Source organism: Streptomyces sp. NPDC059009, assembly GCF_042740175.1.
Taxonomy (GTDB): domain Bacteria; phylum Actinomycetota; class Actinomycetes; order Streptomycetales; family Streptomycetaceae; genus Streptomyces.
This window is the reverse complement of record NZ_JBHYJB010000042.1, coordinates 22615-45033: the sequence shown is the minus strand read 5'-3', so window position 1 is coordinate 45033 and position 22419 is coordinate 22615. Positions and strand designations below refer to the sequence as shown.

The following is a 22419-nucleotide window of genomic DNA, read 5'->3' as shown; positions in this document are numbered from 1 at the left end:
AGCCGTGTCACGGCCGTCCGGGGTGCCGCGCCGCCCCGGACACGGCCCCACCCGGTCGGACGACGGGGTCCGGGGCGGGGCGGGGCCGTGCCGGGCGCACGAGACGAGCGCGAGCCCTGGCTCAGGAACAAGCCCAGGAACTAGCCCAGGAACGAGCGCGGGAACGCGCGCAGGTGCGGACTCGGGAATGGACGTGGCACGAACGGCCGTGGGCTCAGACGGAGAGCCGCTGTCCCGGCAGGATCATGTTCGGATTCCCGCCGATGACCGCGCTGTTGACGGCGTAGAGCTGCCGCCAGCTCGTGTGGTGCGCCGCCGCGATGCGGCTGAGGGTGTCGCCCCGCTTCACCGTGTAGCCGCTGCCCTTCTGCGCGCCGCGCAGGGCATGGCGGTGCGTGCCGCGATCGGTGTGCCGGGGCGCGACGCTCCGCTGCTCGGCGGGGCGCTGCTTGACGGCCTTGGGCGCCGCCTTCTGTGCGCCCGCCGCGGGCGCGGAGCCATACGCTCCCGCGCGGGCCGAACAGGTCGGCCAGGCGCCCCACCCCTGGGAGCGCTGGACCTTGGTGGCGACAGCGATCTGCTGCGCCCTGGACGCCTGAGCGGCGGTCGGCGCGTAGGCGGTGCCGCCGTACGCGCGCCAGGTGCCGGCGGAGAACTGCAGCCCGCCGTAGTAGCCGTTGCCCGTGTTGATGTGCCAGTTTCCGCCGCTCTCACACCGTGCGATGCGGTCCCACACTCCGTTGTCCGCCGCGCCGGCGTGGCCGGGCGCGACGAGCAGGGCCAGCGGGGCGAGAAGTGCCGCGCCGCCGATCACTGCCGTCTCACGAATGCGCTGGGGACGTGCGGACATGAATATCCCTCTCGAAGGACCCGGGCTCTCCCCGGCCGTCGGGTCCCGCGCGCGTCCGGCGCCGGGGTCCCGTCCGGCCCCGTCCGCCAGGGATCGTGCTGTGGTGCGTGATCGCGTGGTGCTTGAGCTGGCTGGTGCGACCGGCGGACGTACCCGAGCGGTGCTCGCTGCACACGGCGGTGGAATCTAGAGCCCCGCTCGCCCCGCTATCAATCAATTCCTTGTCATTCCAGGCCAGTTGAGCGTTACCCCGGGTATCGGCGAGTTTCGGCCACCCACTTCATTCCCTGATTTCACCATTTATCAACCCGCCGCCGCGTCGATCTGTGACTCAGCTCACCGACGTAACTTCCTTGCAGACAGCAGGTGTTGGCGCGGAGTGACACATTCCGCCCCACAACTCACCCTCTGCTGCGGATGGTTCGATTCCGTTCGCCTCCGCGCGTGACTTGCGCCACTGATCGCCCGTTGTTCCCTTTATGAGCCGGGCGCCGTCCGGACCCCCACACATCAAGTTCCGAGGAGCCAACCGTGCCGCGCATGCTCGACGTCAGCGACGACGTACGCGCCGAGATCGGCGACGAAGAAGCCGACCGCCTGGTCGCCGGGGAGAACGCCCCGGGCAGCTACGACTGCACCTCCTGTCGCACCCCGGGCGACTCCGAGCAGGAACGCACCAGCACGGTCCTGTTCGTCGGCGACGAAACCGCCGTACTCGCCTTCGCCCACGCCACCTGCCTGCCCTCGCAGATCGTCCCGGTCTCCGAGGAGCAGCTGCAGGGCGCCGTCCGCTCCATCACCGGCGAGGACGGCCCCGAGCCCGCCGAGATCGCCCCCTCCCAGGCCGTGCTCGGCGTGACCAGCGGCCTCGTCCTGATCGAGGGCGAGCTGCGCCCCGCCCTCGTCGTCGAGCCCACCGGCCCCATCGCCCGGCCCGGCGCCGAGCCGGGAGGCGGCGACGACTTCCTCCCGCTCCTCATCGAACAGGGCTTCATGCCGGTCACCTCGCTCGACGCCGTGCCCCCGACCCTGCAGGGCTGGTCGGTGCTGCTCGCCATGGGCCAGCTGCATGCGGTGCTCCAGCCCGGCACCGGGGCGGGGTCTCCCCTGCACGAGCGAAGCCGAGCGCTCGGGGAAGGCTCTCCCGTCGCGTGGTGGCAGGCGCACCAGCCGCTCCAGGTCACCGAGGGTTGGCGGGCCGCCGCCAACAAGCTCCAGACGGTCCTGGTGTTCGCCGCCCCGGTCGGCTCCATCGGCCGCCAGCCCCGCGAGGACGTCCTGCGCACGGCCCTCGACCAGGCGGCGGCACACGGCCGCCTCGTCGCGTGCGCAATGCCGCTCGCGGGGACGTGAGGGACGCCGCCCCCACACACACAACGAACACGACGGGGCACCCGGGCCCGCACCCCGCCACAGAACACACAGCACCCGCAGACGAGTCGCAGAACTCACTGCACCCGCACCCCCGTTGCCAAGCGCCCCGCACATACCCGCAGCCGCGTCGCGGAGCAACCCGCCCCCACCCACGCAGCAGAGCAACCCGCCCCTGCACTCGCGTCGCGGAGCAGCCCGCCCTGCCCGCATCCCACGTCGCAGAGCAGCCGGCCCCACCCCACCCACACAGCAGAGCAGCCCCCCTGCACCCGCGTCGCGGAGCACGCCCTTCCTGCATCCCGCGTCGCAGAGTTACGGGTGGGCGGGTGGGAAGACGCCGCGGAGCGGCGGAGCAGTCACGTCGCGGAGCGACGAAGTCCCGGCCGCGGAGCGGCCCACAGCTCCCCGGCGCGGAGCGCCACAGAACCGCCCGCCGCGGAGCGACGGGAAAAAGCACGACACACCCCGGCGCGGAGCGGCGGGAAAGAGCCAGCCGAACGCGCCGGTTCACACACCCCCGTACCAGCAAAAGCGGCGCAGCCCCCGCATCCGCAGGGCCCCCTTTTCGTTGGCAGGTCGTGCACCCATACGACCCCTCACGCCACCGCCCGTACCAGACCCCCATCCCCTCCATGCGCGCCGCACAGGAGACAGCGGGGGACCACTCGACGACCCCGATCTACGACGCGCTCTACGCGGAGTACCTCAGGTCGTTCCGGGCCCTGCCGGGCGACCGGACGGGCGAGGAGGAGCTGGGGTTCACGGCCTTCGGCACCGGCCCCCTCGGCACCGGGGGCTACGGCGGGCAGCAGTCCCACTCCCTGCTCTACATGCAGGACCCGCGCCACCTCGGCCAGCACAGCCAGCACGGCACGCACACCCCGCACGGCCAGCACCACCACAGCACCCCCGCCCCCGGCACCTGGCGCCCCCCGGCCCGCCAGCACGCCACCGGCCACTTCCCGGCCGCCCTGCCACCCGGCCCGCGCAGGGAGCACTGACACACGCGCCACACGCCCCACACGCCCCACACGCCAACGGCTCTCTCCCGTCGAACCAACTCGTCGACGAAAGAGAGCCGTTGGCGTGAGCAAGCCCTACTTCTTCCGACCCCGCTTCTCCCGCACCCGCACCGAAATGTGGATCGGCGTCCCCTCGAACCCGAACTCCTCCCGCAGCCTGCGCTCCACGAAGCGCCGGTAGCCCGCCTCGATGAAGCCGGAGGCGAAGAAGACGAAGCGCGGGGGCTTCGTGCCCGCCTGCGTGCCGAAGAGGATGCGGGGCTGCTTGCCGCCGCGCACCGGGTGCGGGTGGGAGGCGACGAGCTCGCCGAGGAAGGCATTCAAACGCCCCGTCGGCACCCGCGTCTCCCAGCCGTCCAGGGCCGTCTCGATCGCCGGGACGAGCTTCTCCATGTGCCGCCCGGTGCGCGCCGAGACGTTCACCCGCGGCGCCCACGCGATCTGGCCGAGCTCGGTCTCGATCTCCCGCTCCAGGTAGTAGCGGCGCTCCTCGTCGAGGGTGTCCCACTTGTTGAACGCGACGACGATCGCGCGGCCCGCCTCGACGGCCATCGTCACGATCCGCTGGTCCTGGATGCTGATGGACTCGCTGGCGTCGATGAGGATGACCGCGACCTCCGCCTTCTCGACGGCGGCGGCGGTACGCAGGGACGCGTAGTAGTCGGCGCCCTGCTGCAGGTGGACCCGCTTGCGGATGCCCGCCGTGTCCACGAACTTCCAGGTGACACCGCCGAGTTCGATGAGCTCGTCGACCGGGTCGCGGGTCGTGCCCGCCAGTTCGTTGACGACCACGCGCTCCTCGTTCGCGACCTTGTTGAGGAGCGAGGACTTGCCGACGTTCGGGCGGCCGATGAGCGCGATGCGGCGCGGGCCGCCGATCCCGGCGCCGCCGAAGGTCTGCGCGGGCGCCTCGGGCAGCGCCTCCAGGACGGCGTCCAGCATGTCGCCGGTGCCACGCCCGTGCAGCGAGGAGACCGGGTGCGGCTCACCGATGCCGAGGGACCACAGGGCGGTGGCGTCGGCCTCGCCGCTCGGGCCGTCGACCTTGTTGGCGCAGAGCACCACGGGCTTCTTGGCCTTGCGGAGCAGCCTGACGACGGCCTCGTCGGTGTCGGTCACGCCGACCGTGGAGTCCACCACGAAGACCACGGCGTCGGCGGTCTCGATCGCGTACTCGGCCTGGGCGGCCACGGACGCGTCGATGCCGAGCACGTCCTGCTCCCAGCCGCCGGTGTCGACGACCTTGAAGCGGCGCCCGGCCCACTCGGCCTCGTACGTGACGCGGTCACGGGTGACGCCCGGCTTGTCCTCGACGACGGCCTCGCGGCGCCCGATGATGCGGTTCACCAGGGTCGACTTGCCGACATTGGGGCGGCCCACGACGGCGAGCACGGGCAGCGGGCCGTGGCCCGCCTCCTCGATCGCGCCCTCGACGTCCTCGAGGTCGAAGCCCTCCTCGGCGGCGAGCTCCATGAACTGCGCGTACTCGGCGTCGCCGAGCGCCCCGTGGTCGTGCCCGGCGAAACCGTCCGCAGAGCCTTCTGCGGAGCCGTCGCCCTCGGGCTGGATCTGGTCGTTCATGAAGTCCGTACCTCGTCGTTCATCGTGGTGATCGGTGCACCGGCCCTCTTCTGTCCGTCACGGGCCGGTGCACTACTGAAAGTCTCGCTCAGCGCCCGGTCAGGCGCCTGGCATCGTCCAGGTGGGCGGTGAGCCGCTCCTGGATGCGCACGGTCGCCTCGTCCAGCGCCTTGCGCGTGCGCCGCCCCGACCCGTCGCCCGCCTCGAAGGGGTCTCCGAAGACCACGTCGACGCGGCTGCGCAGCGGGGGCAGCTGCTTTATCAACCGTCCGCGCCGCTCGGTGCTTCCCAGCACCGCGACCGGCACGATCGGGGCACCGGAGCGCACCGCGAAGTACGCGAGCCCGGCGCGCAGCGAGGCGAAGTCGCCCTCGCCCCGGGTGCCCTCGGGGAAGATCCCGAGGACGCCGCCCTGCGCCAGCACACCGAGCGCGCCGGTGATGGCCGTGCGGTCGGCGGTCGAGCGGTCCACCTTGACCTGGCCGATGCCCTGCAGGAACGGCCCGAGCGGCCCGATGAACGCTTCCTTCTTGATCAGGAAGTGGGTGGGCCGGGGGGCCACGCCCATCACCATCGGGCCGTCGACGTTGTGCGAGTGGTTCACGGCCAGGATCACCGGGCCGCTCGCGGGAACCCGCCAGGCGCCCAGGACGCGCGGCTTCCACAGGCCGTACATCAGGCCGACGCCGATGCGCCGCCCGACCTCGGCGCCCCGTTCCGAAGGCACCGCCGAAGGCGCGTCCGTCACTTCCCGGCCCGCTTCTCCTCGACGAGGGTGACGACGCACTCGATGACCTGCTGGAGCGTGAGGTCGCTGGTGTCGACCTCGACCGCGTCGTCCGCCTTGGCGAGCGGGGACGTCTTGCGGCTGGAGTCGGCCGCGTCCCGCTTGATCAGGGCTTCCTTCGTGGCGGCCACGTCGGAGCCCTTGATCTCACCGCTGCGGCGGGCCGCACGGGCCTCCGGGGACGCGGTGAGGAAGATCTTCAGGTCGGCGTCGGGCAGCACGGTCGTGCCGATGTCGCGGCCCTCGACCACGATGCCCTTCTCGGCGGCCGCGGCGATGGAACGCTGCAGCTCGGTGATGCGGGTGCGCACCTCGGGGACGGCGCTGACGGCGCTGACCTTGGAGGTGACCTCGGTGGTGCGGATGGGGCCCGCGACGTCCGTGCCGTCGACCGTGATGGCGGGCGCGGCCGGGTCGGTGCCGGAGACGATCTCGGGCTTGTCCGCCGCGGCCGCGATGGCCTGCGGGTCGGTCAGGTCGATGCCGTTGCTCACCATCCACCAGGTGATGGCCCGGTACTGGGCGCCGGTGTCCAGGTAGCTGAGCCCGAGCTGGTCGGCGACGGCCTTCGAGGTGCTCGACTTACCCGTGCCGGAGGGTCCGTCGATGGCGACGATCACGGCTGCCGGGGCGGCGGTTGCGGCGGTATCCACGGGCTGCGGGCACCTTTCTGTGTACGCGGGGCAGGAGTGCGGAGCGCAATCACGCCCCGCACAAGGTTACTGGCTCCCACGACCGCGTTTTACGGCCGGTACGGGGCGTACACCCCCTGCTGCCCGCCGCGGCGTCCAGCCACGGCCACCCCTGCCGATGCCCCTACTGCTGCCGCTACTGCTGGCGAAGCGCCCAGCCCCGCTCCCGCAGCGCCGCAGCCAGCTTCGGCGCCGCGGCCGGCTGCACCATGAGCTGCACGAAACCGGCCTGCTGGCCCGTCGCGTGCTCGATGCGCACGTCCTCGACGTTGACGCCCGCGGCGCCCGCGTCCGCGAAGATCCGGGCCAGCTCGCCGGGCTGGTCGGAGATGAGGACGGCCACGACCTCGTACGCGGTCGGCGCCGTACCGTGCTTGCCGGGCACCCGGACCTGGCCCGCGTTGCCCCGGCGCAGCACGTCCGCGACGCCCGCGGCGCCCTCGCGGCGCTTGTCCTCGTCGGCCGACTGGAGCCCGCGCAGCGCCCGCACCGTCTCGTCCAGGTCCCCGGCGACGGCGGCCAGCAGGTCGGCGACCGGGCCCGGGTTGGCGGAGAGGATGTCGATCCACATCCGGGGGTCGGAGGCCGCGATCCGGGTCACGTCGCGGATGCCCTGGCCGCACAGCCGTACCGCCGTCTCCTCCGCGTGCTCCAGGCGCGCGGCGACCATGCTGGAGACCAGGTGCGGCATGTGCGAGACGAGGGCGACGGCCCGGTCGTGGGCGTCGGCGTCCATGACGACCGGCACCGCACGGCAGAGCGCGACCAGCTCGAGGGCCAGGTTCAGGACCTCGGTCTCGGTGTCGCGGGTGGGCGTGAGCACCCACGGGCGCCCCTCGAAGAGGTCCCCGGTGGCGGCCAGCGGACCGCTGCGCTCCCGGCCCGACATGGGGTGGCTGCCCAGGTACGCGGTCAGGTCGAGGCCGAGCTCCTCCAGCTCGCGCCGGGGCCCGCCCTTCACGCTCGCCACGTCGAGGTAGGCGCGGGCGACGCCCTTGCGCAGGGCGTCGGCCAGGGTGGCGGCGACGTGCGCGGGCGGCACGGCGACGATGCACAGGTCGACGCGGGCCTCGGGCGCCACGTCGGTGCCCGCGCCGAGGGCGGCCGCGGTGCGGGCCTGCTCCGGGTCGTGGTCGGCGAGGTGCACGGTGACGCCGCGTGCGGTGAGCGCGAGCGCGGCGGAGGTGCCGATCAGGCCGGTGCCGATGACGAGGGCGCTTCTCACTGGGCGATGTCCTTGCGGAGTGCCGCCGCGGCGCCGAGGTAGACGTGGTTGATCGCGGCGCGCGACTTGTCGGACTCGATGTGCGCGAGGACGCGGACGACGCGCGGCATGGCCCCGGCGATGTCCAGCTCCTGCGCGCAGATCAGCGGCACGTCGACGATGCCGAGCTTCCGGGCGGCGGCCGCCGGGAAGTCGCAGTGCAGGTCGGGCGTGGCCGTGAACCAGATGCTGATGAGGTCGTCGGTTTCGATCTCGTTCCGCTCGAGGAGGGCGGTGAGCAGCTCACTGACCTGCTCGTGCATGTGCCCGGACTCATCCCGCTCCAGTTGGACGGCGCCCCGGACCGCTCGTACCGCCACAGTGCTGCTCCTCGCTCGCGTACCGACGTCTGTGCTGCCCTTCCAGGGTAGTCAGCGCCCGGTGGACGAACGCGCGGCGCCCGCCTGGCGAGACGGGCGCCGCTTCCTGCACGTCGTGGCCGCGTACTGCACATCGTGCGTGAACCGCGGGTCAGAGCGGCCGCTCCTTTCAGAGCCGCTGCTCCTTTCAGAGCTGCTGCTCCTTGATGATGTCCTCCAGCGACCCCGAGGGGACCTGGCCCTGCGGCGTCAGCTTGTCGACCACCTGCGGCAGCTCCTGCGCGACCTGGTCCGCGACCTGGTCACGGCTGACGCCCGCCTGCTCGGCGACCTTGTCCAGGGTCTCGTCGGGCACGGCCTCCTTGACCTGCTCCGGGGTCAGCGGCTGGTTGTCGCCCTTGCCGACCCAGGAGTCCAGCTGGTCCTGGCTGACCATGCCCGACTTCGTGATCATGTCGAGGAGGCCGCCCATCGGATTGCCGCCGCCCCCGGCCGCCGCACCACCCTGACCGCCCTGACCGCCACCGAGGAGCCCGCCGAGCAGCGAGCCCAGGATGTTGCCGCCGCCCCCGGCCGCCGAACCGCCCTGGCCGCCGCCGAGGAGTCCGCCGAGAAGGCTGCCCAGATCGTTACCCGCCATGGTCGTGCCTTTCGAGAGAGTGGGCCGGTTCCGCCACCGCGGACCCCTGACCTCAGACCCTGCCAATGTGACCCAAACCACCCCTGTCCGCCACTTGGCCCCCTGCCGTCCCGCACCCCTCGGATCCGGTGGCCACCCGCCCGGAGACGCCCCCGTACGCCCCTGGACGCGGGGGTGCGGGTCCGCTTGCATGGAGGGGCATGGAGGAGGAAGTCCCGCCGCGCCCGCGCTTCGGGGGAGGCTCACATGACGCGCTCCGGACCCCTGTACACCCTGCTGGCGGGAGCGCTGCTCGCCCTGTTCATGCTGTCGCTCAACGCGACGACGGGGACGCGGAGTTCGTCGTACGGCGGCGCCGCACCGCCCAGCGCCCCACCGTCCCCCTCGAAGTCCGCACCGGGCTCAGGCTCCACGAAGAGCCCGGCTCCCACCGAGAAGCCGCCCCCGGCCCGGAAGCCGCCCCCGTCGAACGCCGAGTACGCGGGCCGCACCGACGACCGCAGCGCCTCCGTCGCCATCACCCTCCGCGACGGCAAGGCGATCGCGTACTTCTGCGACGGGCGCACCAAGGAGTCCTGGCTGAAGGGCGACGTCGCGGACGACGGCTCGATGCACCTCACCGGAAAACGCGGCGCGCGCCTCGACGGCCGGCTCGACGGCGCACGGAACACGAAGATCCGCGGCACCGTCGACTCCGGCCCCGCGACGCCGAAGGCCCTGCCCTTCTCCGCCGCCAAGGCGGACAAGCCGGCCCTGTACCGCGCGAGCGCCCCGGTGCGCGGCGCCCGCCTGGAGGGCGGCTGGATCGTCCTGCCCGACGGCCGCCAGGTCGGCATCCTCAAACGCGACGGCAAGCCCGCCCAGGCCCCGCGCCTCGACCCCGCCACGGGAGAGGTCAGGACCGACGGCGGCGTCCTCACCGCGAAACCGGTCACTCCGTGATCCGGCCAAGGGAGCCCGCATGAGCGTCGATCCGAACGCCGCGACCCAGGACTTCCCGACCCCCCGCGAGCCCGCGGGCCACGGCCGCCCCTCGGCCGCGCGCTTCCTCGTCCCGGCCCTGGTCGCGGCGGCGGTCGCGGTGGGGCTCGGCGCGTACGGGCACGTCCACGACCCGGAGGGCACCGCGTTCAACCTCGCGGGCTTCAGCAGCACCAGCGCCGTGAAGTCCTGGCTCGCCACGGCGGCCGTCGCCTTCGCGCTGCTCCAGCCCGTCTCCGCACTCATGCTGTACGGGCGGCTGCCGGGACCTTCCTGGGCGGGGGCGCTGCACCGCTGGTCGGGCCGTGTCGCGTTCCTGCTCGCGGTCCCCGTCGCCGTGCACTGCCTCTACGCGCTCGGCTACCAGACGTACTCGACGCGCGTCCTGTGGCACTCGCTGCTCGGCTGCTTCTTCTTCGGGGCGTTCAGCGCGAAGATGCTGCTCCTGCGCTCGCGGCAGCTGCCCGGCTGGCTGCTGCCCCTGGTCGGCGGCCTGGTCTTCGCGGCGCTCACGCTGATCTGGCTGACGTCGGCGCTCTGGTTCTTCCGCACGGTCGGGGTGACGACATGAGCGCCGGGCGCCCCTCGCGGCGGGCGGTGCTCGGGGCCGCGGCGGTGGCCCTCGCGGTGACGGGCTGCGAGAAGTACGGCGGCGAAGACGGCGGGGAGCGGCCGGAGACCCCTCCCGAATCCCCCTCCGGCCCCCAACGCACCGCCTCCCCCGAGGAGTTGACGAAGACCAGCGACATCCCGGTCGGCGGCGGCAAGGTCTTCAAGCCCGAGAAGGTCGTGGTGACCCAGCCGGAGGCGGGCGAGTTCAAGGCGTTCTCGGCGATCTGCACCCATAACGGCTGCACGGTCCGTGACGTGTCGGACGGCACCATCAACTGCCCCTGCCACGGCAGCAAGTACCGCGTCGCCGACGCCTCGGTGGCGGACGGACCGGCCCCGCGCCCGCTGCCGCCCCGCGCCCTCAAGGTCACCGGAAAATCGATCAGCCTGGCCTGACCGGAGCCCGTACGCTCCCCGCATGCACTCCCAGGACTCCCAGAACTCCCAGGACTCCAAAGACCCCAAAGACTCCTCCCAGGACGAGGACCTGGTCCGCGACCACACCGTCTACGCCTGCGTGATGGGCTCGCGCGCCTTCGGCCTGGCCACCGACGCCAGCGACACCGACCGCCGCGGTGTCTTCGTCGCGCCCACGCCCCTGTTCTGGCGCTTCGAGAAGCCCCCGACCCACCTGGACGGACCCGCCGACGAGCAGTTCAGCTGGGAGCTGGAGCGCTTCTGCGAGCTCGCCCTGCGCGCCAACCCGAACATCCTGGAGTGCCTGCACTCACCGCTGGTGGAGCGGATCACGGACACCGGCCGCGAACTCCTCTCCCTGCGCGCCGCGTTCCTCTCCCGCCACGTCCACACCAGCTTCACCGGCTACGCGCTCGGCCAGCGCAAGAAGCTGGACCAGGACCTGCGCACCCACGGCGCCCCCCGCTGGAAGCACGCGATGCACCTGCTCCGCCTCCTACTCTCCTGCCGCGACCTGCTGCGCACCGGCGAGCTGACCATCGACGTCGGCGACCAGCGCGAGCCGCTCCTCGCGGTGAAGCGCGGCGAGATCCCGTGGCCACAGGTCGAGTCCTGGATGAACCGGCTCGCGGCCGAGGCGGACGAGGCGGCCGCCCACAGCCCGCTGCCGGCCGAACCGGACCGGAAGCGGGCCGAGGACTTCCTCTACCGCACCCGCAGGGCGTCGGCGGCCACCCTGGCCTAGCCCCGGCTCAGACACCGTCCCAGAGCGCCCCGAACGCGAGCAGCTCGTCCCGGTGCTCGATCCGCCCGGTCCACTCGGCGGGCCAGGCGTCCGCCCCGTGGTGGGCCCCCGCGAACGCCCCGGCCAGGCAGGCGATGGAGTCGGAGTCCCCGGAGGTGCAGGCGGCCCGGCGCAGCGCGGTGACGGGCTCGTCGACGAACTGCAGGAAGCACAGCAGGCCGGTGGCGAGCGCCTCTTCGGCGATCCAGCCCTCGCCGGTGGCCAGGCAGGGGTCGACCTCCGGATTGGCCTCCCTCAGCGCGCCGTCGAGCCGCTCCAGGACGGCCAGGCACTCGTCCCAGCCGCGCGCGATGAAGCGCGTCGCCGACGGGGCCTCGCTCCGCGTCCACAGATCACCGAGCCAGCGCTCGTGGTACGTCATGCGGTTCTCGTACGCGTACGAGCGCAGCAGCCCGACCAGTCCGGTCGGCTCGGCCCCCTGCGCCAGCAGCCATACGGCGTGCGCGGTGAGGTCGGACGCGGCGAGCGCGGTGGGGTGCCCGTGCGTGAGCGCGGACTGCAACTGGGCGGCGCCCGCGCGCACTTCGTCGTCCATACGCGGCATCAGGCCGAGCGGGGCGACGCGCATATTGGCGCCGCAGCCCTTGGAGTGCAGCTGGCTGGCCTCCCGCCAGGGCCGTCCCTCGTCGGCGAGGAGGTTGCACGCGGTGATGCAGGTGTTGCCGGGGGCGCGGTTGTTGTCGGGCGACCGGTTCCAGGCGACGAACTCCCGCCGGGCCAGGTGTGCGAACCGCTCGGGGCCGCAGAGCCCGCGCGCCGCCGCGGCCTCGAGGGCGCGGCTGAGCGCCAGCGTCATCTGCGTGTCATCGGTGATGTACGCGACGGGCCCGGGCAGCTCCATCTCCCGCCAGGGCCCGCACTTGGCGAGGATCGACGGGACGTCGTTGAACTCCGTCGGGAAACCGAGCGCGTCCCCGAGCGCGAGCCCGAGCAGCGATCCGGTGGCGGCGGTCTTCGTCATCGTCATCGGTGGTTTCCTTCGGTGGGTTCGGGCGCGGGCCTGAGCAGCGGCGGGTGCAGGGCGGAGGCGTCCCCGGCCCGGTACAGCGCCGCGGGCTTGCCGCGCCCGCCGGTCAGCCGGGACGCGCCGGGGATCGGCTCGACGAAGCCGGGGGTGGCGAGGACCTTGCGGCGGAAGTTCGCCGGGTCGAGCTCGGCTCCCCACACCACCTCGTAGACCCCCCGCAGCTCCCCCAGGGTGAATTCGGGCGCGCAGAAGGCGGTGGCCAGGCAGGTGTACTCCAACTTGGCCCCCACCCGCTCATGGGCATCGGCCAGGATCCGGTCGTGGTCGAAGGCGAGCGGCCCGTACGAGCCGTACGGCAGCCACTCCGCGCGTGCCGCGTCACTGCCGCCGCGCACATCGGGAGGATCGGGCAGCAGCGCCGCGAAGGCGACGGACACGACCCGCATACGGGGGTCGCGGTCCGGCTCGCTGTACGTCCGCAGCTGCTCCAGATGCAGCCCGGCGACGTTCAACAGGCCGGTCTCCTCGGCGAGTTCGCGCCGCGCCGCCGTCTCGGCCGACTCGTCCGGCTGCACGAACCCACCGGGCAGCGCCCACCGCCCCGCGTACGGCTCCTGCCCCCGCTCGACGAGGAGCACCCGCAGCAAGCCCTCGCGCACCGTGAAGACGGCGAGGTCGACGGTGACGGCGAACGGCTCGTAGGCGTGCTTGTCGTACCCTTGCGCACCCTGCACACCTCGCATGCCCTGCGCACCCTGCATGCCCTGCACGCACGACCACCCCCTTCCCTTATTGGTCTCCTAGACCATAAAGAGAAGGGGGTGGCGAGCACAACCCCGAAAGGAGCCCGACCTACAGGTCGACCTCCTTCATCAGCATCCCGACCTCCGTGTTGGACAGCCGCCGCAGCCAGCCCGACTTCTGGTCGCCGAGCGTGATCGGCCCGAAGGCGACCCGCACCAGCTTGTCGACGGGGAACCCGGCCTCGGCGAGCATGCGCCGCACGATGTGCTTGCGGCCCTCGTGGAGGGTGACCTCGACCAGATAGTTCTTGCCGGTCTGCTCGACGACGCGGAAGTGGTCCGCGCGCGCGTAGCCGTCCTCCAGCTGGATGCCGTCCTTGAGCTGCTTGCCCAGGTCGCGCGGGATCGGGCCCACGATGTGCGCGAGGTAGGTCTTCTTCACCCCGTACTTGGGGTGGGTGAGGCGGTGGGACAGCTCGCCGTGGTTGGTGAGCAGGATGACGCCCTCGGTCTCGGTGTCGAGCCGCCCCACGTGGAACAGCCGCGTCTCACGGTTGTTCGTGTAGTCCCCGAGGCACTGGCGCCCGTCCGGGTCCTCCATGGTCGCCACGACACCGGCGGGCTTGTTGAGCGCGAAGAACTGGTACGACTGCGTGGCCACCGTCAGGCCGTCGACCTTGATCTCGTCCTTCTCCGGGTCGACCCGCAGGCCCTGCTCCAGGACGATCTCGCCGTTGACCTCGACGCGGGCCTCGTCGACCAGCTCCTCGCAGGCACGGCGCGAGCCGTAGCCCGCGCGCGCGAGCACCTTCTGCAGGCGCTCGCCCTCCTGCTCGGCACCGGGGAAGGTCTTGGGGAGCCTGACCTCCTTCTTGCCCGCGTACCGCTCGCGGTTGCGCTCCTCCTGCCGCGCGTCGAACTCGCGCGAGGTCGCCGGGGCGCCGCGTCGGCTGCCGCGGGCACCGCTCCCCTGCGAGGTGCGGGGGCCGCCCTTGGCCCCGCCGCGCGCCGCCGCGCCACGGCCCTTCTTCGGGGCGCCGCCGCCGTCGGCGGGGCTCACGTCGTAGCGCCGCTCCTCGGGACGCGGCTTGCTCGGCCTGCCGCCGCCCTGCTTGTCGTCACGGCCGTTGCCGGCGCCCCGGTAGTTGCCGCGGCCGCCGGTGCCTCCCCGGCCGCCGCTGTTGCCGCGGCCGCCGCTGTTGCCACCACGGCTCCCGCCGTTGTTTCCGCTGCTGTTCCTGCCGCTGCTGCTTCGCATCAAAGTTCCGTCTGGTCGTCTGCGTCCTCGAAACCCGGCGCATCGGGTGCGTCCGGATCGAACGACGGCACGCCCTCCTGGGTCTCACCCTCGATCGCGTCCGCCTCAGGCAGGAAGGGCGCGAGCTCCGGGAGCTCGTCCAGGCCGCGCAGGCCCATCCGCTCCAGGAAGTAGTTCGTCGTCCTGTACAGGATCGCACCTGTTTCGGGTTCCGCGCCCGCCTCCTCCACCAGACCGCGCTGAAGCAGGGTGCGCATCACGCCGTCACAGTTCACGCCGCGCACGGCGGAGACCCGGGACCGGCTGACCGGCTGCCGGTACGCGACCACCGCGAGGGTCTCCAGGGCCGCCTGAGTGAGCCGCGCCTGCTGGCCGTCGAGCACGAAGCCCTCCACGGCGGCGGCGTACTCGGGCCGGGTGTAGAACCGCCACCCGCCGGCCACGAGCCGCAGCTCGAAGCCCCGCCCCTGCACGGTGTACTCGTCGGCGAGCTCCCGCAGCGCGTCGGCGATCTGCCGCACGGGCCGCTGCAGGATCTTGGCGAGGTGCTCCTCGGTGGCGGGCTCGTCGACGACCATCAGAACGGCCTCCAGAGCGGGCCTGAGCGCGAGCTCCGCAACGCCGGAGAGCCCGGCGGAACCCCCGTTCTCCTTCTCCTCCGCCTGCACCGCGCTCACGTTCTCCTGCACTGCGCTCACGCCTTAGCCTCCTCGTCCTTGCGCGGCAACTCCGGGGGCCGGTCGAACTCATCGGTCACGGTCGGCTGCTCGTCCCCGTCCCCGCCCGTCCAGCGCACCGTCAGCTCCCCCAGCGCGTCCTCCTGCTCCAGCCCGACGGCCTTCTCCCGGTACAGCTCGAGCAGCGCGAGGAACCGGGCGACGACGGTCAGGGTGTCCCCCGCGTCCTCGATCAGCAGCCGGAAGCTGGCCTCTCCGTGCTCGCGCAGCCGCGCCACCACGACGGCAGCCTGCTCCTGCACGGAGACGAGCGGCGCGTGGATGTGATCGACGTACACCTGCGGCTTGGCCTTGGGCTGCATCGCCTTCACGGCGAGCCTGGCGAATCCTTCCGCCCCGATGCTGATGACGACTTCCGGCAGCAGCTCGGCATGATGAGCCTCGAGCCCCACGGTCCGCGGATACCGCCGCGCCTCCTCCTCGAGCCGCCCGCTGAAGATGTCGGCGATCTGCTTGTACGCGCGATACTGCAGCAGCCGCGCGAACAGCAGGTCCCGCGCTTCGAGCAGCGCGAGGTCGGCCTCGTCCTCCACCTCGGCGGCGGGCAGCAGCCGCGCGGCCTTCAGGTCGAGCAGGGTGGCGGCGACCACGAGGAACTCGGTGGTCTGATCAAGATCCCAGTCCGGCCCCATGGCCCGGATGTGCGCCATGAACTCATCGGTGACCTTCGACAGCGCGACCTCGGTGACATCCAGCTTGTGCTTGGAGATCAACTGAAGCAGCAGATCGAAGGGCCCCTCGAAATTCGCAAGCCGAACCTTGAACCGCCCGTCATCGGGCTCGGGTTCCGGCTCGGGTTCCGGCTCCGGTGCCGTTCCGGGGTTGTGGGCAGGCGTTCCGCACGGCGGAACGGGTGGGCACAACCCCTCACGGTCCTCGGACGAAGGACCGTCCTCCGCCACCGGCACGGGCTCCGACTCCGGCTCCGCAGGAGCCGCCGCCCCGGGCCCGCGCCCCAAGGTGCGGCGCCGGGCACCCGGGCCGGACAGGGGTACATCGTTCGAGGACATCAGAGCGGAACGCTACCGCTACCTGCCCCGCAACCGTCGTACGAGAATGCTCGCGTCCCCCCGCGACTCGAGATCCGCGAGCACGACGGCGACAGCCTCCCGCACGATCCGCCCCCGGTCGACGGCGAGCCCGTGCTCACCGCGCAGCACGAGCCGCGCGTGCTCGAGGTCCATGAGCTCCTCGGCGGAGACGTACACGGTGATCTTCTCGTCGTGGCGCTCGCGCCCGCTGGGCCGCCGGTTGGCCGCCCGCGCCCGCCGCCGCGCCTGTGCGGTGGAGGAACCCGCGGACTTGCCCTTGCCGGAGGCAGCGCCCCCGTTCCCCGCGCCCTGCGCGTCCGCGCCCGAACCTTCCTGCGCGGCCCGGCTGCGGGACCCGGTCCCGGACTCCGCGTCCGCCGCCGCGTGTTCGGCGGAATCAGCGGGTTCGGCGGAGTCACTGCCCTCGCCCTGCGGCTCCCCGGCGGCCGCCTCGTCGCTCTCGCCCGCCGGTGCGGGCACCCGCGCCTCGCCATTGGCCTGGCGCCGCGGCGACGACGCCTGCAGCGCCATCCCCCCGGTCGTACGGAACAGTTCGTCGGCCCCCGGCAGACTCACTCGGCGTGACACCGGGCGAGCACCTCCCTGGCGAGCTGGCGATAGGCGGCCGCGCCGACCGAGTTGGAGGCGTACGTGGTGATGGGCTCACCGGCGACCGTGGTCTCCGGGAAGCGCACGGTCCGCCCGATCACCGTGTGGTACACGTGATCGTCGAAGGCTTCCACCACGCGCGCGAGCACCTCACGGCTGTGCACCGTGCGGGAGTCGTACATCGTGGCGAGGATGCCGTCGAGCTCGAGGTCCGGGTTGAGACGTTCCTGCACCTTCTCGATCGTCTCGGTGAGCAGCGCGACACCGCGCAGCGCGAAGAACTCGCACTCCAGCGGGACGATCACCTTGTGAGCCGCCGTCAGGGCGTTCACCGTCAGCAGGCCGAGCGAGGGCTGACAGTCGATCACGATGTAGTCGTAGTCCTGCATCAGCGGCTTCAACGCCCGCTGCAGCGTGGACTCCCGGGCCACCTCGCTGACCAACTGCACTTCCGCGGCCGACAAGTCGATGTTGCTGGGCAGCAGGTCCATGTTCGGGACCGCCGTCTTCAGGAGCACCTCGTCCGCCGACATGCCCCGCTCCATGAGCAGGTTGTAGACGGTGAGGTCGAGCTCCATCGGGTTGACCCCGAGGCCCACGGAGAGGGCGCCCTGCGGGTCGAAGTCGACGAGCAGGACCCGGCGGCCGTACTCGGCGAGCGCGGCACCCAAGTTGATGGTCGACGTGGTCTTGCCGACGCCGCCCTTCTGGTTGCACATCGCGATGATCTTCGCGGGACCGTGGTCGGTCAGCGGCCCGGGGATCGGGAAGTACGGCAGCGGGCGTCCGGTCGGGCCGATGCGCTCGCGGCGCTGGCGCGCGGCGTCCGGGGCGAGCGTGGCCGCGTACTCCGGGTCGGGCTCGTACTCCGCGTCGGGGTCGTAGAAATGACCCTGGGGCAGCTCTTCGTAGTCGGCGAGGTGGGTGTGGGTGGTGTTGTCGCCACTCCGGTCGCCGGCCATGGCGTTCACGTGATGGCCATCCATGCTCTGGGGTACTGACTGAGTCGGCTGAGTCAGTTGCGGACTCTGACGGGCTTCGAAGGTGCGGACCGCGACGGAGCCGACAGCCTCTAGCCCCACGGGCCCCTGGCCCCGCTCAGGCGTTCCTGGCTGACCACCCCCGGGAGCAAATGTCGACTCATTCACAAGTCGTCTTACCTCCTTGGTGACCAGGAAATTTCTAGATAGGTCAGCGTGGCACCATGCCGACGGTTGGCGACTCTATGGCGTGTCACCGGTCGACAGCAACACAATCCGCCGGACCCGGCCCGATGTGTCGGCGTCCGAACACCCCTGTGTCAAGGGCGCGCGGTATGCCATCGACACGTTTCAGGGGTGGGCGAAACGGTTAAAGGGTTACGTTCACGGCGAGTTGAGCCACTCGGCGCGGATACGCACACGGCCGGACCCCTCGCAAGGTCCGGCCGTGGGCGTGAGATTGACGACTTTCGTTGACGAAAGTGTCGACAGTTGACGGGAGTCGGCTGACGGGTCAGCCGAGCAGCGCCTCCAGCTCGACGTGGTCGAGACCGTGGGCCTCGGCGACCTCCTTGTAAACCACCTTGCCGTCATGGGTGTTGAGACCCAGGGCGAGCGCGGGGTCACGGCGCAGGGCCTCGACCCAGCCGCGGTTGGCGAGTTCGATGATGTACGGGAGCGTCGCGTTGGTCAGCGCGTACGTCGAGGTGTTGGGCACCGCGCCGGGCATGTTGGCGACGCAGTAGAAGACCGACTCGTGGACCTTGAAGGTCGGCTCGGCGTGCGTGGTGGGGTGCGAGTCCTCGAAGCAGCCGCCCTGGTCGATCGCGATGTCGACAAGGACACTTCCCGGCTTCATGCGCGAGACGAGCTCGTTGGTGACGAGCTTCGGCGCCTTGGCGCCCGGGATGAGGACGGCGCCGATGACGAGGTCGGCGTCGAGGACCGCCTTCTCCAGCTCGAAGGCGTTGGACATGACGGCGCGGACCTTGGTGCCGAAGACCTTGTCGGCCTCGCGCAGCTTGTTGATGTCCCGGTCGAGCAGGGTCACGTGGAAGCCCATGCCGACGGCGATCTGCGTCGCGTTCCAGCCGGAGACGCCGCCGCCGATGACGACGGCCTTGCCCGGGTGGGTGCCGGGGACACCGCCGGGCAGCACGCCGCGGCCGCCGTTGAAGCGCATCAGGTGGTAGGCGCCGACCTGCGGGGCCAGGCGGCCCGCGACCTCGGACATCGGGGCGAGCAGCGGCAGCTGGCGGCCCGCGGTCTCGACCGTCTCGTACGCGATCGCCGTGGTGCCCGACTCCAGGAGCGCGTCCGTGCACTCCTTGGAGGCGGCCAGGTGCAGGTAGGTGAAGAGCGTCTGGTCCTTGCGGAGGCGGTGGTACTCCTCCGCGATGGGCTCCTTGACCTTCAGCAGGAGGTCGGCGGTGGCCCAGACCTCGTCAGCGGTCTCCAGGATCTTGGCTCCGGCGGAGATGAACTCCTCGTCCGTGATCGAGGAGCCGGCACCGGCGTTGCGCTCGATGACGACCTGGTGGCCGTGGCGCACCAGCTCGTGCACACCGGCGGGGGTGATGGCCACCCGGAACTCGTTGTTCTTGACCTCGCGGGGGATGCCGACCTTCACGTCGATCACGGTCCTTGGCTCAGGGATTTTACGGTCACTGCACTACAAAACGATGCGCAGAGCGCACATCGGAGACACCACGGAAGTACGCGGCGGAGCCAGTCTAATGAAGGATTTCTGACTGTCTAGCCTTCTAAAGCATCAATCTTTCTCGACTGCACTACGGATTTCGTAGGTCGCGGGCTGTGCTCGATCGTCGGAACCAAGCCCCGTGACCTCCTGGAACTCCGTTCCCAGCATGCGCTCGGCGGCGCCCCTGTGCAGCCGGGCGGCCGCCGGGTCGCCGAGCCGCTCCAGGGTGTCCGCGAGCCGTAGCTGGAGGGCGGCCTGGAGCCGTACGTCCTTCGCCTGCCGCGCCCACTCGACCGCCTCCTGGCAGGTGCGCAGGGACTCCTCGGGGCGGCCCGCGTACTCCTGCACCCGCGCCATCTCGCTCAGCGCCCGCGCCTGGCTCGCCACATCACCGGCCTTGCGGTGCCCGGCGACCGCCGAGCTCCAGTTGCGCAGCGCCTCCCCGTAGCGGCCCGCGTAGGTGTTGGCGGTGCCGATGCGGCCGTGCAGCCGGGCGGCGTCCACGCGCTCCCCGCGGGTGAGGCGCTGCGCCAGGGCCCGGCCGAACCAGTCGGCGGCCCGCTGCCAGTCCCCCAGCTCCTGGTAGGCGCCGCCTACGGATTCCATCGCCCGGGCCGTCGCGTACGGGTCGTTCGCCGCCCGTCCGGCGTCCAGCGCCGCCCGGTAGCGGGCCAGGGCCTCGTGCGTACGCCCGGTCTGCGCGTCCAGGTCCGCGAGGTTGAGCAGCGCCGCCGCCTGCTCGCGGGGCAGCTCGCGGCGCTCGGCGACGTCCAGGACCAGCCGGTGGATCCCGTACAGGACGGGGGCGGCGGCCTCGGTGCCGCGGTGCGCGACCAGGGCCCGGGTCAGCGCGGCCATCAGGCGCCGCGCCAGGGTGTCGAGCTCCCCGTCGGCCACCGCGAGGCGGGCGGCGGCGAGCAGGGCGGGCTCCCGGATCCAGAGCCAGTCCGCGGCGGCGCGGGGAGTCGGGAAGCGCAGCGCGCGCGGCAGCCCGGCCAGCTTCTTGCGGGCCGGTGAGCCCTCGGGCTCGGTGACGGCGCGGCAGGACTGCAGCAGCCGCACGGTCCGCTCCAGCATCCGGGCGCGGGCCAGCTGCACCTCGCCGGGCCGGTCCTGGGTCTCGGTGAGGCCGCGCAGCAGCGGCACCAGGCAGCCCGGCACCTCGTACTGCGGCAGCGGCGAGTCCACCGCGCGCACCAGGCCCAGCGCGACGAAGTCGTCCAGGGTGGTGCGGGCCGCGGAGACCGAGCAGCCGGCGAGCGCGGACGCGGTGTGCGGGTCGACGTGGCCCGCGGGCGCGAGGGAGAGGAATCGCAGTATCCGCGCGGCGGGCGCGGGCAGCGAGTCGTACGAGAGCCGGAACACCTTGCCGAGACCGGCAAGTCCCCCGGACAGGGCCGCGGCGGCGGACGCGCCCTCCTCCGCCGGCAGGTCGTGGATCTGCTTGGCGAGGTCGGCGACGGCAGCCTTGGGCCGCACCGAGAGCCAGCCGCCCGCGAGGACGAGGGCCATCGGGTGCGCCCCGCACGCCTCCACCAGGCTCTCGGCGGAGCGCGGGTCGACGGTGATGCGCACCGGCCCCGAGGCGCGGGCGAGCAGGCCCACCGCGGCCTCGGTGTCCAGGCCGCCGAGGGTGCACGGCCGGACGTCGGGGATCCCGGTGAGCGGACCCTGCGAGACGGCCACGACCAGGCAGTCCGGGGCGTCCGGGAGCAGCGGGTCGACCTGCTCGGCGTCGGCTGCGTCGTCCAGGACGAGCAGCGCGCGCCGGGTGGCGAGGGCGCCGCGCAGGCGTTCGGTCAGATCGTCCTCGGCGGCGCCGGGCGGGGCGGCGTCGTCGAGGGCGTCCAGGAGCTCACGGGCGGTGCGCTCGGTGGGGACGCGGGTGCCGTCGGGGTCGGTGAGCCGGGCGCGCAGGACGCCGTCGGGGTAGTCGGCGGCGACCCTGCGGGCGAGCTCGTCGGCGAGGGCGGTGCGGCCGGAGCCGGGGCGGCCCGCGATGAGCAGAACCCGGGCGCGGGGGGCCTTGCGGCCGGAGAGGGTATCGAGTCCGGCCCGGTCGATGTCGGCGCGCAGCTCCTTCAACTCCCGGCTTCTGCCGAGGAATTGACCGCTGCCGGAGGTTCCAGGGGCGGCCGCCGCCGAACCGTCCGTGTCGACTGCGTCGACTGCCTGATCCGTCACGGGCCATGCTCCCGTCCGCGTGCGCACGAACCCGCCGGGACTCCGGTCGGGACGCTTCCAGAGCCTAGTTCAGGCGCTGTCGCCTTCCCGGCGGAGCGGCGCGCACAAGTCCCCCGATCGGATCAGGAGATGGTCAGACCGCAGCGGATCGCCCCGGCCGCCGGGATCAGACCTCGAAGGGCCGGGCGGGCCAGGGGGCTTCGGCCGGGCGGAGCGCGTCCAGGCCGTCGCCCGCGAGGGCCGCGGCGAGCGAAAGGGCGCCCACCACAAGGCAGTTGTTGTGCAGCTCGCCGGCGAGGACACCCCGTACGAGATCGGCGAGCGGCACCCGGGCCAGCTCCATGTCGATCTCCTCGTCCTCGACGGCGAAGCGCTCGCCCTCGGCCTCGGAGAGGTCGCGCGCGAGGAAGATCCGCACGGCCTCGTCGCAGCCACCGGGGGTGGTGTAGACGTCGGTGAGGACCCGCCAGTCCTCGGCCTTCACGTGCGCCTCTTCGTAGAGCTCGCGCTGGGCGGCGTGCAGCGGGTTCTCGCCGGGGATGTCGAGCAGGCCCGCGGGGATCTCCCAGAGCTTCTGGCGCACGGGGTGGCGGTACTGGCTCAGGACCAGGACGCGGCCCTCGTCGTCGAGGGCGAGGACGGCGACGGAGCCGGGGTGGACCTGGTAGTCGCGGCGGACCACGCTGCCGTCGGGCATGACCACGTCGTCGGTGCGTACGGAGGTCTTGTTGCCGACGAACGGCGTCTCGCTCCCCCGGATCTCCCACTCCTGGGCGCTGTCCTTGATCGTCATGAAGCCCTGTCCTCTCTCCACGCGGCACCGCACGGCACCACGCGCTACCGCGCACACAACAAAGAAACCG

The 22419-nt window shown here is 72.2% G+C and carries 23 protein-coding genes; 6 read left to right on the top strand and 17 right to left on the bottom strand.

All coding sequences use genetic code 11. The annotated features are described in order from the left end of the window. Nucleotides 1-214 precede the first annotated feature (214 nt). Nucleotides 215-850 (bottom strand): transglycosylase family protein, encoded by a 636-nt coding sequence (locus tag ACFWYM_RS34250; RefSeq protein ID WP_384846206.1) that lies wholly within the window; start codon nucleotides 848-850, stop codon nucleotides 215-217. Nucleotides 851-1381: 531 nt separating this feature from the next. Between ACFWYM_RS34250 and ACFWYM_RS34245 the strand changes: the two genes are divergently transcribed. Beyond that, complete coding sequence (locus ACFWYM_RS34245; protein ID WP_384846204.1) at nucleotides 1382-2203, top strand: hypothetical protein; 822 nt, start codon at nucleotides 1382-1384, stop codon at nucleotides 2201-2203. Nucleotides 2204-2802: 599 nt separating this feature from the next. After that, nucleotides 2803-3225 (top strand): hypothetical protein, encoded by a 423-nt coding sequence (locus ACFWYM_RS34240; protein ID WP_384846202.1) that lies wholly within the window; start codon nucleotides 2803-2805, stop codon nucleotides 3223-3225. A 96-nt stretch (nucleotides 3226-3321) separates the two neighbouring features. Here ACFWYM_RS34240 and der read toward each other — a convergent pair whose 3' ends face one another. The 6 genes from der to ACFWYM_RS34210 all read right to left on the bottom strand — a co-directional run bounded on the left by der (nucleotide 3322) and on the right by ACFWYM_RS34210 (nucleotide 8530). Then, nucleotides 3322-4827 carry a ribosome biogenesis GTPase Der gene (gene der, locus ACFWYM_RS34235; RefSeq protein WP_384846200.1) on the bottom strand — a complete coding sequence of 502 codons (1506 nt, stop codon included), beginning with the start codon at nucleotides 4825-4827 and terminating at the stop codon, nucleotides 3322-3324. Nucleotides 4828-4915: 88 nt separating this feature from the next. Next, nucleotides 4916-5614 (bottom strand): lysophospholipid acyltransferase family protein, encoded by a 699-nt coding sequence (locus tag ACFWYM_RS34230; RefSeq protein WP_384846198.1) that lies wholly within the window; start codon nucleotides 5612-5614, stop codon nucleotides 4916-4918. Further along, nucleotides 5572-6267, bottom strand: coding sequence for a (d)CMP kinase (gene cmk, locus ACFWYM_RS34225; protein WP_384846196.1), 696 nt, complete (start codon nucleotides 6265-6267; stop codon nucleotides 5572-5574). Before cmk ends, ACFWYM_RS34230 begins: the two co-directional genes overlap by 43 nt. Nucleotides 6268-6442: 175 nt before the next feature. Next, entirely contained in the window at nucleotides 6443-7531 is a 1089-nt protein-coding gene (locus ACFWYM_RS34220; RefSeq protein WP_384846195.1) for a prephenate dehydrogenase, read from the bottom strand. Then, nucleotides 7528-7890: a chorismate mutase gene (gene aroH / locus ACFWYM_RS34215; protein WP_384846193.1), complete on the bottom strand. Its 363-nt coding sequence runs from the start codon at nucleotides 7888-7890 to the stop codon at nucleotides 7528-7530. Before aroH ends, ACFWYM_RS34220 begins: the two co-directional genes overlap by 4 nt. Nucleotides 7891-8077: 187 nt before the next feature. Then, nucleotides 8078-8530 carry a YidB family protein gene (locus ACFWYM_RS34210; RefSeq protein ID WP_384846191.1) on the bottom strand — a complete coding sequence of 151 codons (453 nt, stop codon included), beginning with the start codon at nucleotides 8528-8530 and terminating at the stop codon, nucleotides 8078-8080. Nucleotides 8531-8776: 246 nt separating this feature from the next. Between ACFWYM_RS34210 and ACFWYM_RS34205 the strand changes: the two genes are divergently transcribed. The 4 genes from ACFWYM_RS34205 to ACFWYM_RS34190 are packed head-to-tail and all read left to right on the top strand — an operon-like array spanning nucleotide 8777 to nucleotide 11285. Beyond that, on the top strand, nucleotides 8777-9472 hold the full coding sequence (locus ACFWYM_RS34205; RefSeq protein WP_384846189.1) for a hypothetical protein: 696 nt from the start codon (nucleotides 8777-8779) through the stop codon (nucleotides 9470-9472). Nucleotides 9473-9491: 19 nt separating this feature from the next. Next, nucleotides 9492-10082: a DUF6529 family protein gene (locus ACFWYM_RS34200; protein WP_384846187.1), complete on the top strand. Its 591-nt coding sequence runs from the start codon at nucleotides 9492-9494 to the stop codon at nucleotides 10080-10082. Further along, entirely contained in the window at nucleotides 10079-10519 is a 441-nt protein-coding gene (locus tag ACFWYM_RS34195; RefSeq protein WP_384846185.1) for a Rieske (2Fe-2S) protein, read from the top strand. The genes ACFWYM_RS34200 and ACFWYM_RS34195 overlap by 4 nt, the downstream gene beginning before the upstream one ends. Before the next feature lie 22 nt (nucleotides 10520-10541). Beyond that, nucleotides 10542-11285, top strand: a complete 744-nt coding sequence (locus tag ACFWYM_RS34190) for a DNA polymerase beta superfamily protein (protein ID WP_384846183.1) — start codon at nucleotides 10542-10544, stop codon at nucleotides 11283-11285. A 7-nt stretch (nucleotides 11286-11292) separates the two neighbouring features. On the opposite strand, the gene ACFWYM_RS34185 is transcribed toward ACFWYM_RS34190, so the two are convergent. The 10 genes from ACFWYM_RS34185 to ACFWYM_RS34140 form a co-directional block, all read right to left on the bottom strand. Beyond that, nucleotides 11293-12312 (bottom strand): ADP-ribosylglycohydrolase family protein, encoded by a 1020-nt coding sequence (locus tag ACFWYM_RS34185; RefSeq protein ID WP_384846181.1) that lies wholly within the window; start codon nucleotides 12310-12312, stop codon nucleotides 11293-11295. Further along, entirely contained in the window at nucleotides 12309-13055 is a 747-nt protein-coding gene (locus ACFWYM_RS34180) for an NUDIX domain-containing protein (RefSeq protein ID WP_384846179.1), read from the bottom strand. Before ACFWYM_RS34180 ends, ACFWYM_RS34185 begins: the two co-directional genes overlap by 4 nt. 109 nt (nucleotides 13056-13164) lie before the next feature. Beyond that, complete coding sequence (locus ACFWYM_RS34175) at nucleotides 13165-14313, bottom strand: pseudouridine synthase (protein WP_384846177.1); 1149 nt, start codon at nucleotides 14311-14313, stop codon at nucleotides 13165-13167. Continuing rightward, nucleotides 14313-14981: an SMC-Scp complex subunit ScpB gene (scpB, locus tag ACFWYM_RS34170; protein WP_384846300.1), complete on the bottom strand. Its 669-nt coding sequence runs from the start codon at nucleotides 14979-14981 to the stop codon at nucleotides 14313-14315. Before scpB ends, ACFWYM_RS34175 begins: the two co-directional genes overlap by 1 nt. Before the next feature lie 26 nt (nucleotides 14982-15007). Then, nucleotides 15008-16060 (bottom strand): segregation and condensation protein A, encoded by a 1053-nt coding sequence (locus tag ACFWYM_RS34165; protein ID WP_384846175.1) that lies wholly within the window; start codon nucleotides 16058-16060, stop codon nucleotides 15008-15010. An 18-nt stretch (nucleotides 16061-16078) separates the two neighbouring features. After that, nucleotides 16079-16669, bottom strand: coding sequence for a hypothetical protein (locus ACFWYM_RS34160; protein WP_384846173.1), 591 nt, complete (start codon nucleotides 16667-16669; stop codon nucleotides 16079-16081). Then, the gene (locus ACFWYM_RS34155; protein ID WP_384846171.1) at nucleotides 16654-17838 is read right to left on the bottom strand and encodes a ParA family protein; all 1185 of its coding nucleotides are present in this window, start codon (nucleotides 17836-17838) and stop codon (nucleotides 16654-16656) included. The genes ACFWYM_RS34160 and ACFWYM_RS34155 overlap by 16 nt, the downstream gene beginning before the upstream one ends. A gap of 346 nt (nucleotides 17839-18184) precedes the next feature. Then, on the bottom strand, nucleotides 18185-19300 hold the full coding sequence (gene ald, locus ACFWYM_RS34150; protein ID WP_384846298.1) for an alanine dehydrogenase: 1116 nt from the start codon (nucleotides 19298-19300) through the stop codon (nucleotides 18185-18187). A 141-nt stretch (nucleotides 19301-19441) separates the two neighbouring features. After that, nucleotides 19442-21556 (bottom strand): tetratricopeptide repeat protein, encoded by a 2115-nt coding sequence (locus ACFWYM_RS34145; RefSeq protein WP_384846169.1) that lies wholly within the window; start codon nucleotides 21554-21556, stop codon nucleotides 19442-19444. 166 nt (nucleotides 21557-21722) lie between these two features. Then, nucleotides 21723-22349 carry an NUDIX domain-containing protein gene (locus ACFWYM_RS34140; protein WP_384846167.1) on the bottom strand — a complete coding sequence of 209 codons (627 nt, stop codon included), beginning with the start codon at nucleotides 22347-22349 and terminating at the stop codon, nucleotides 21723-21725. Nucleotides 22350-22419: the final 70 nt, after the last annotated feature.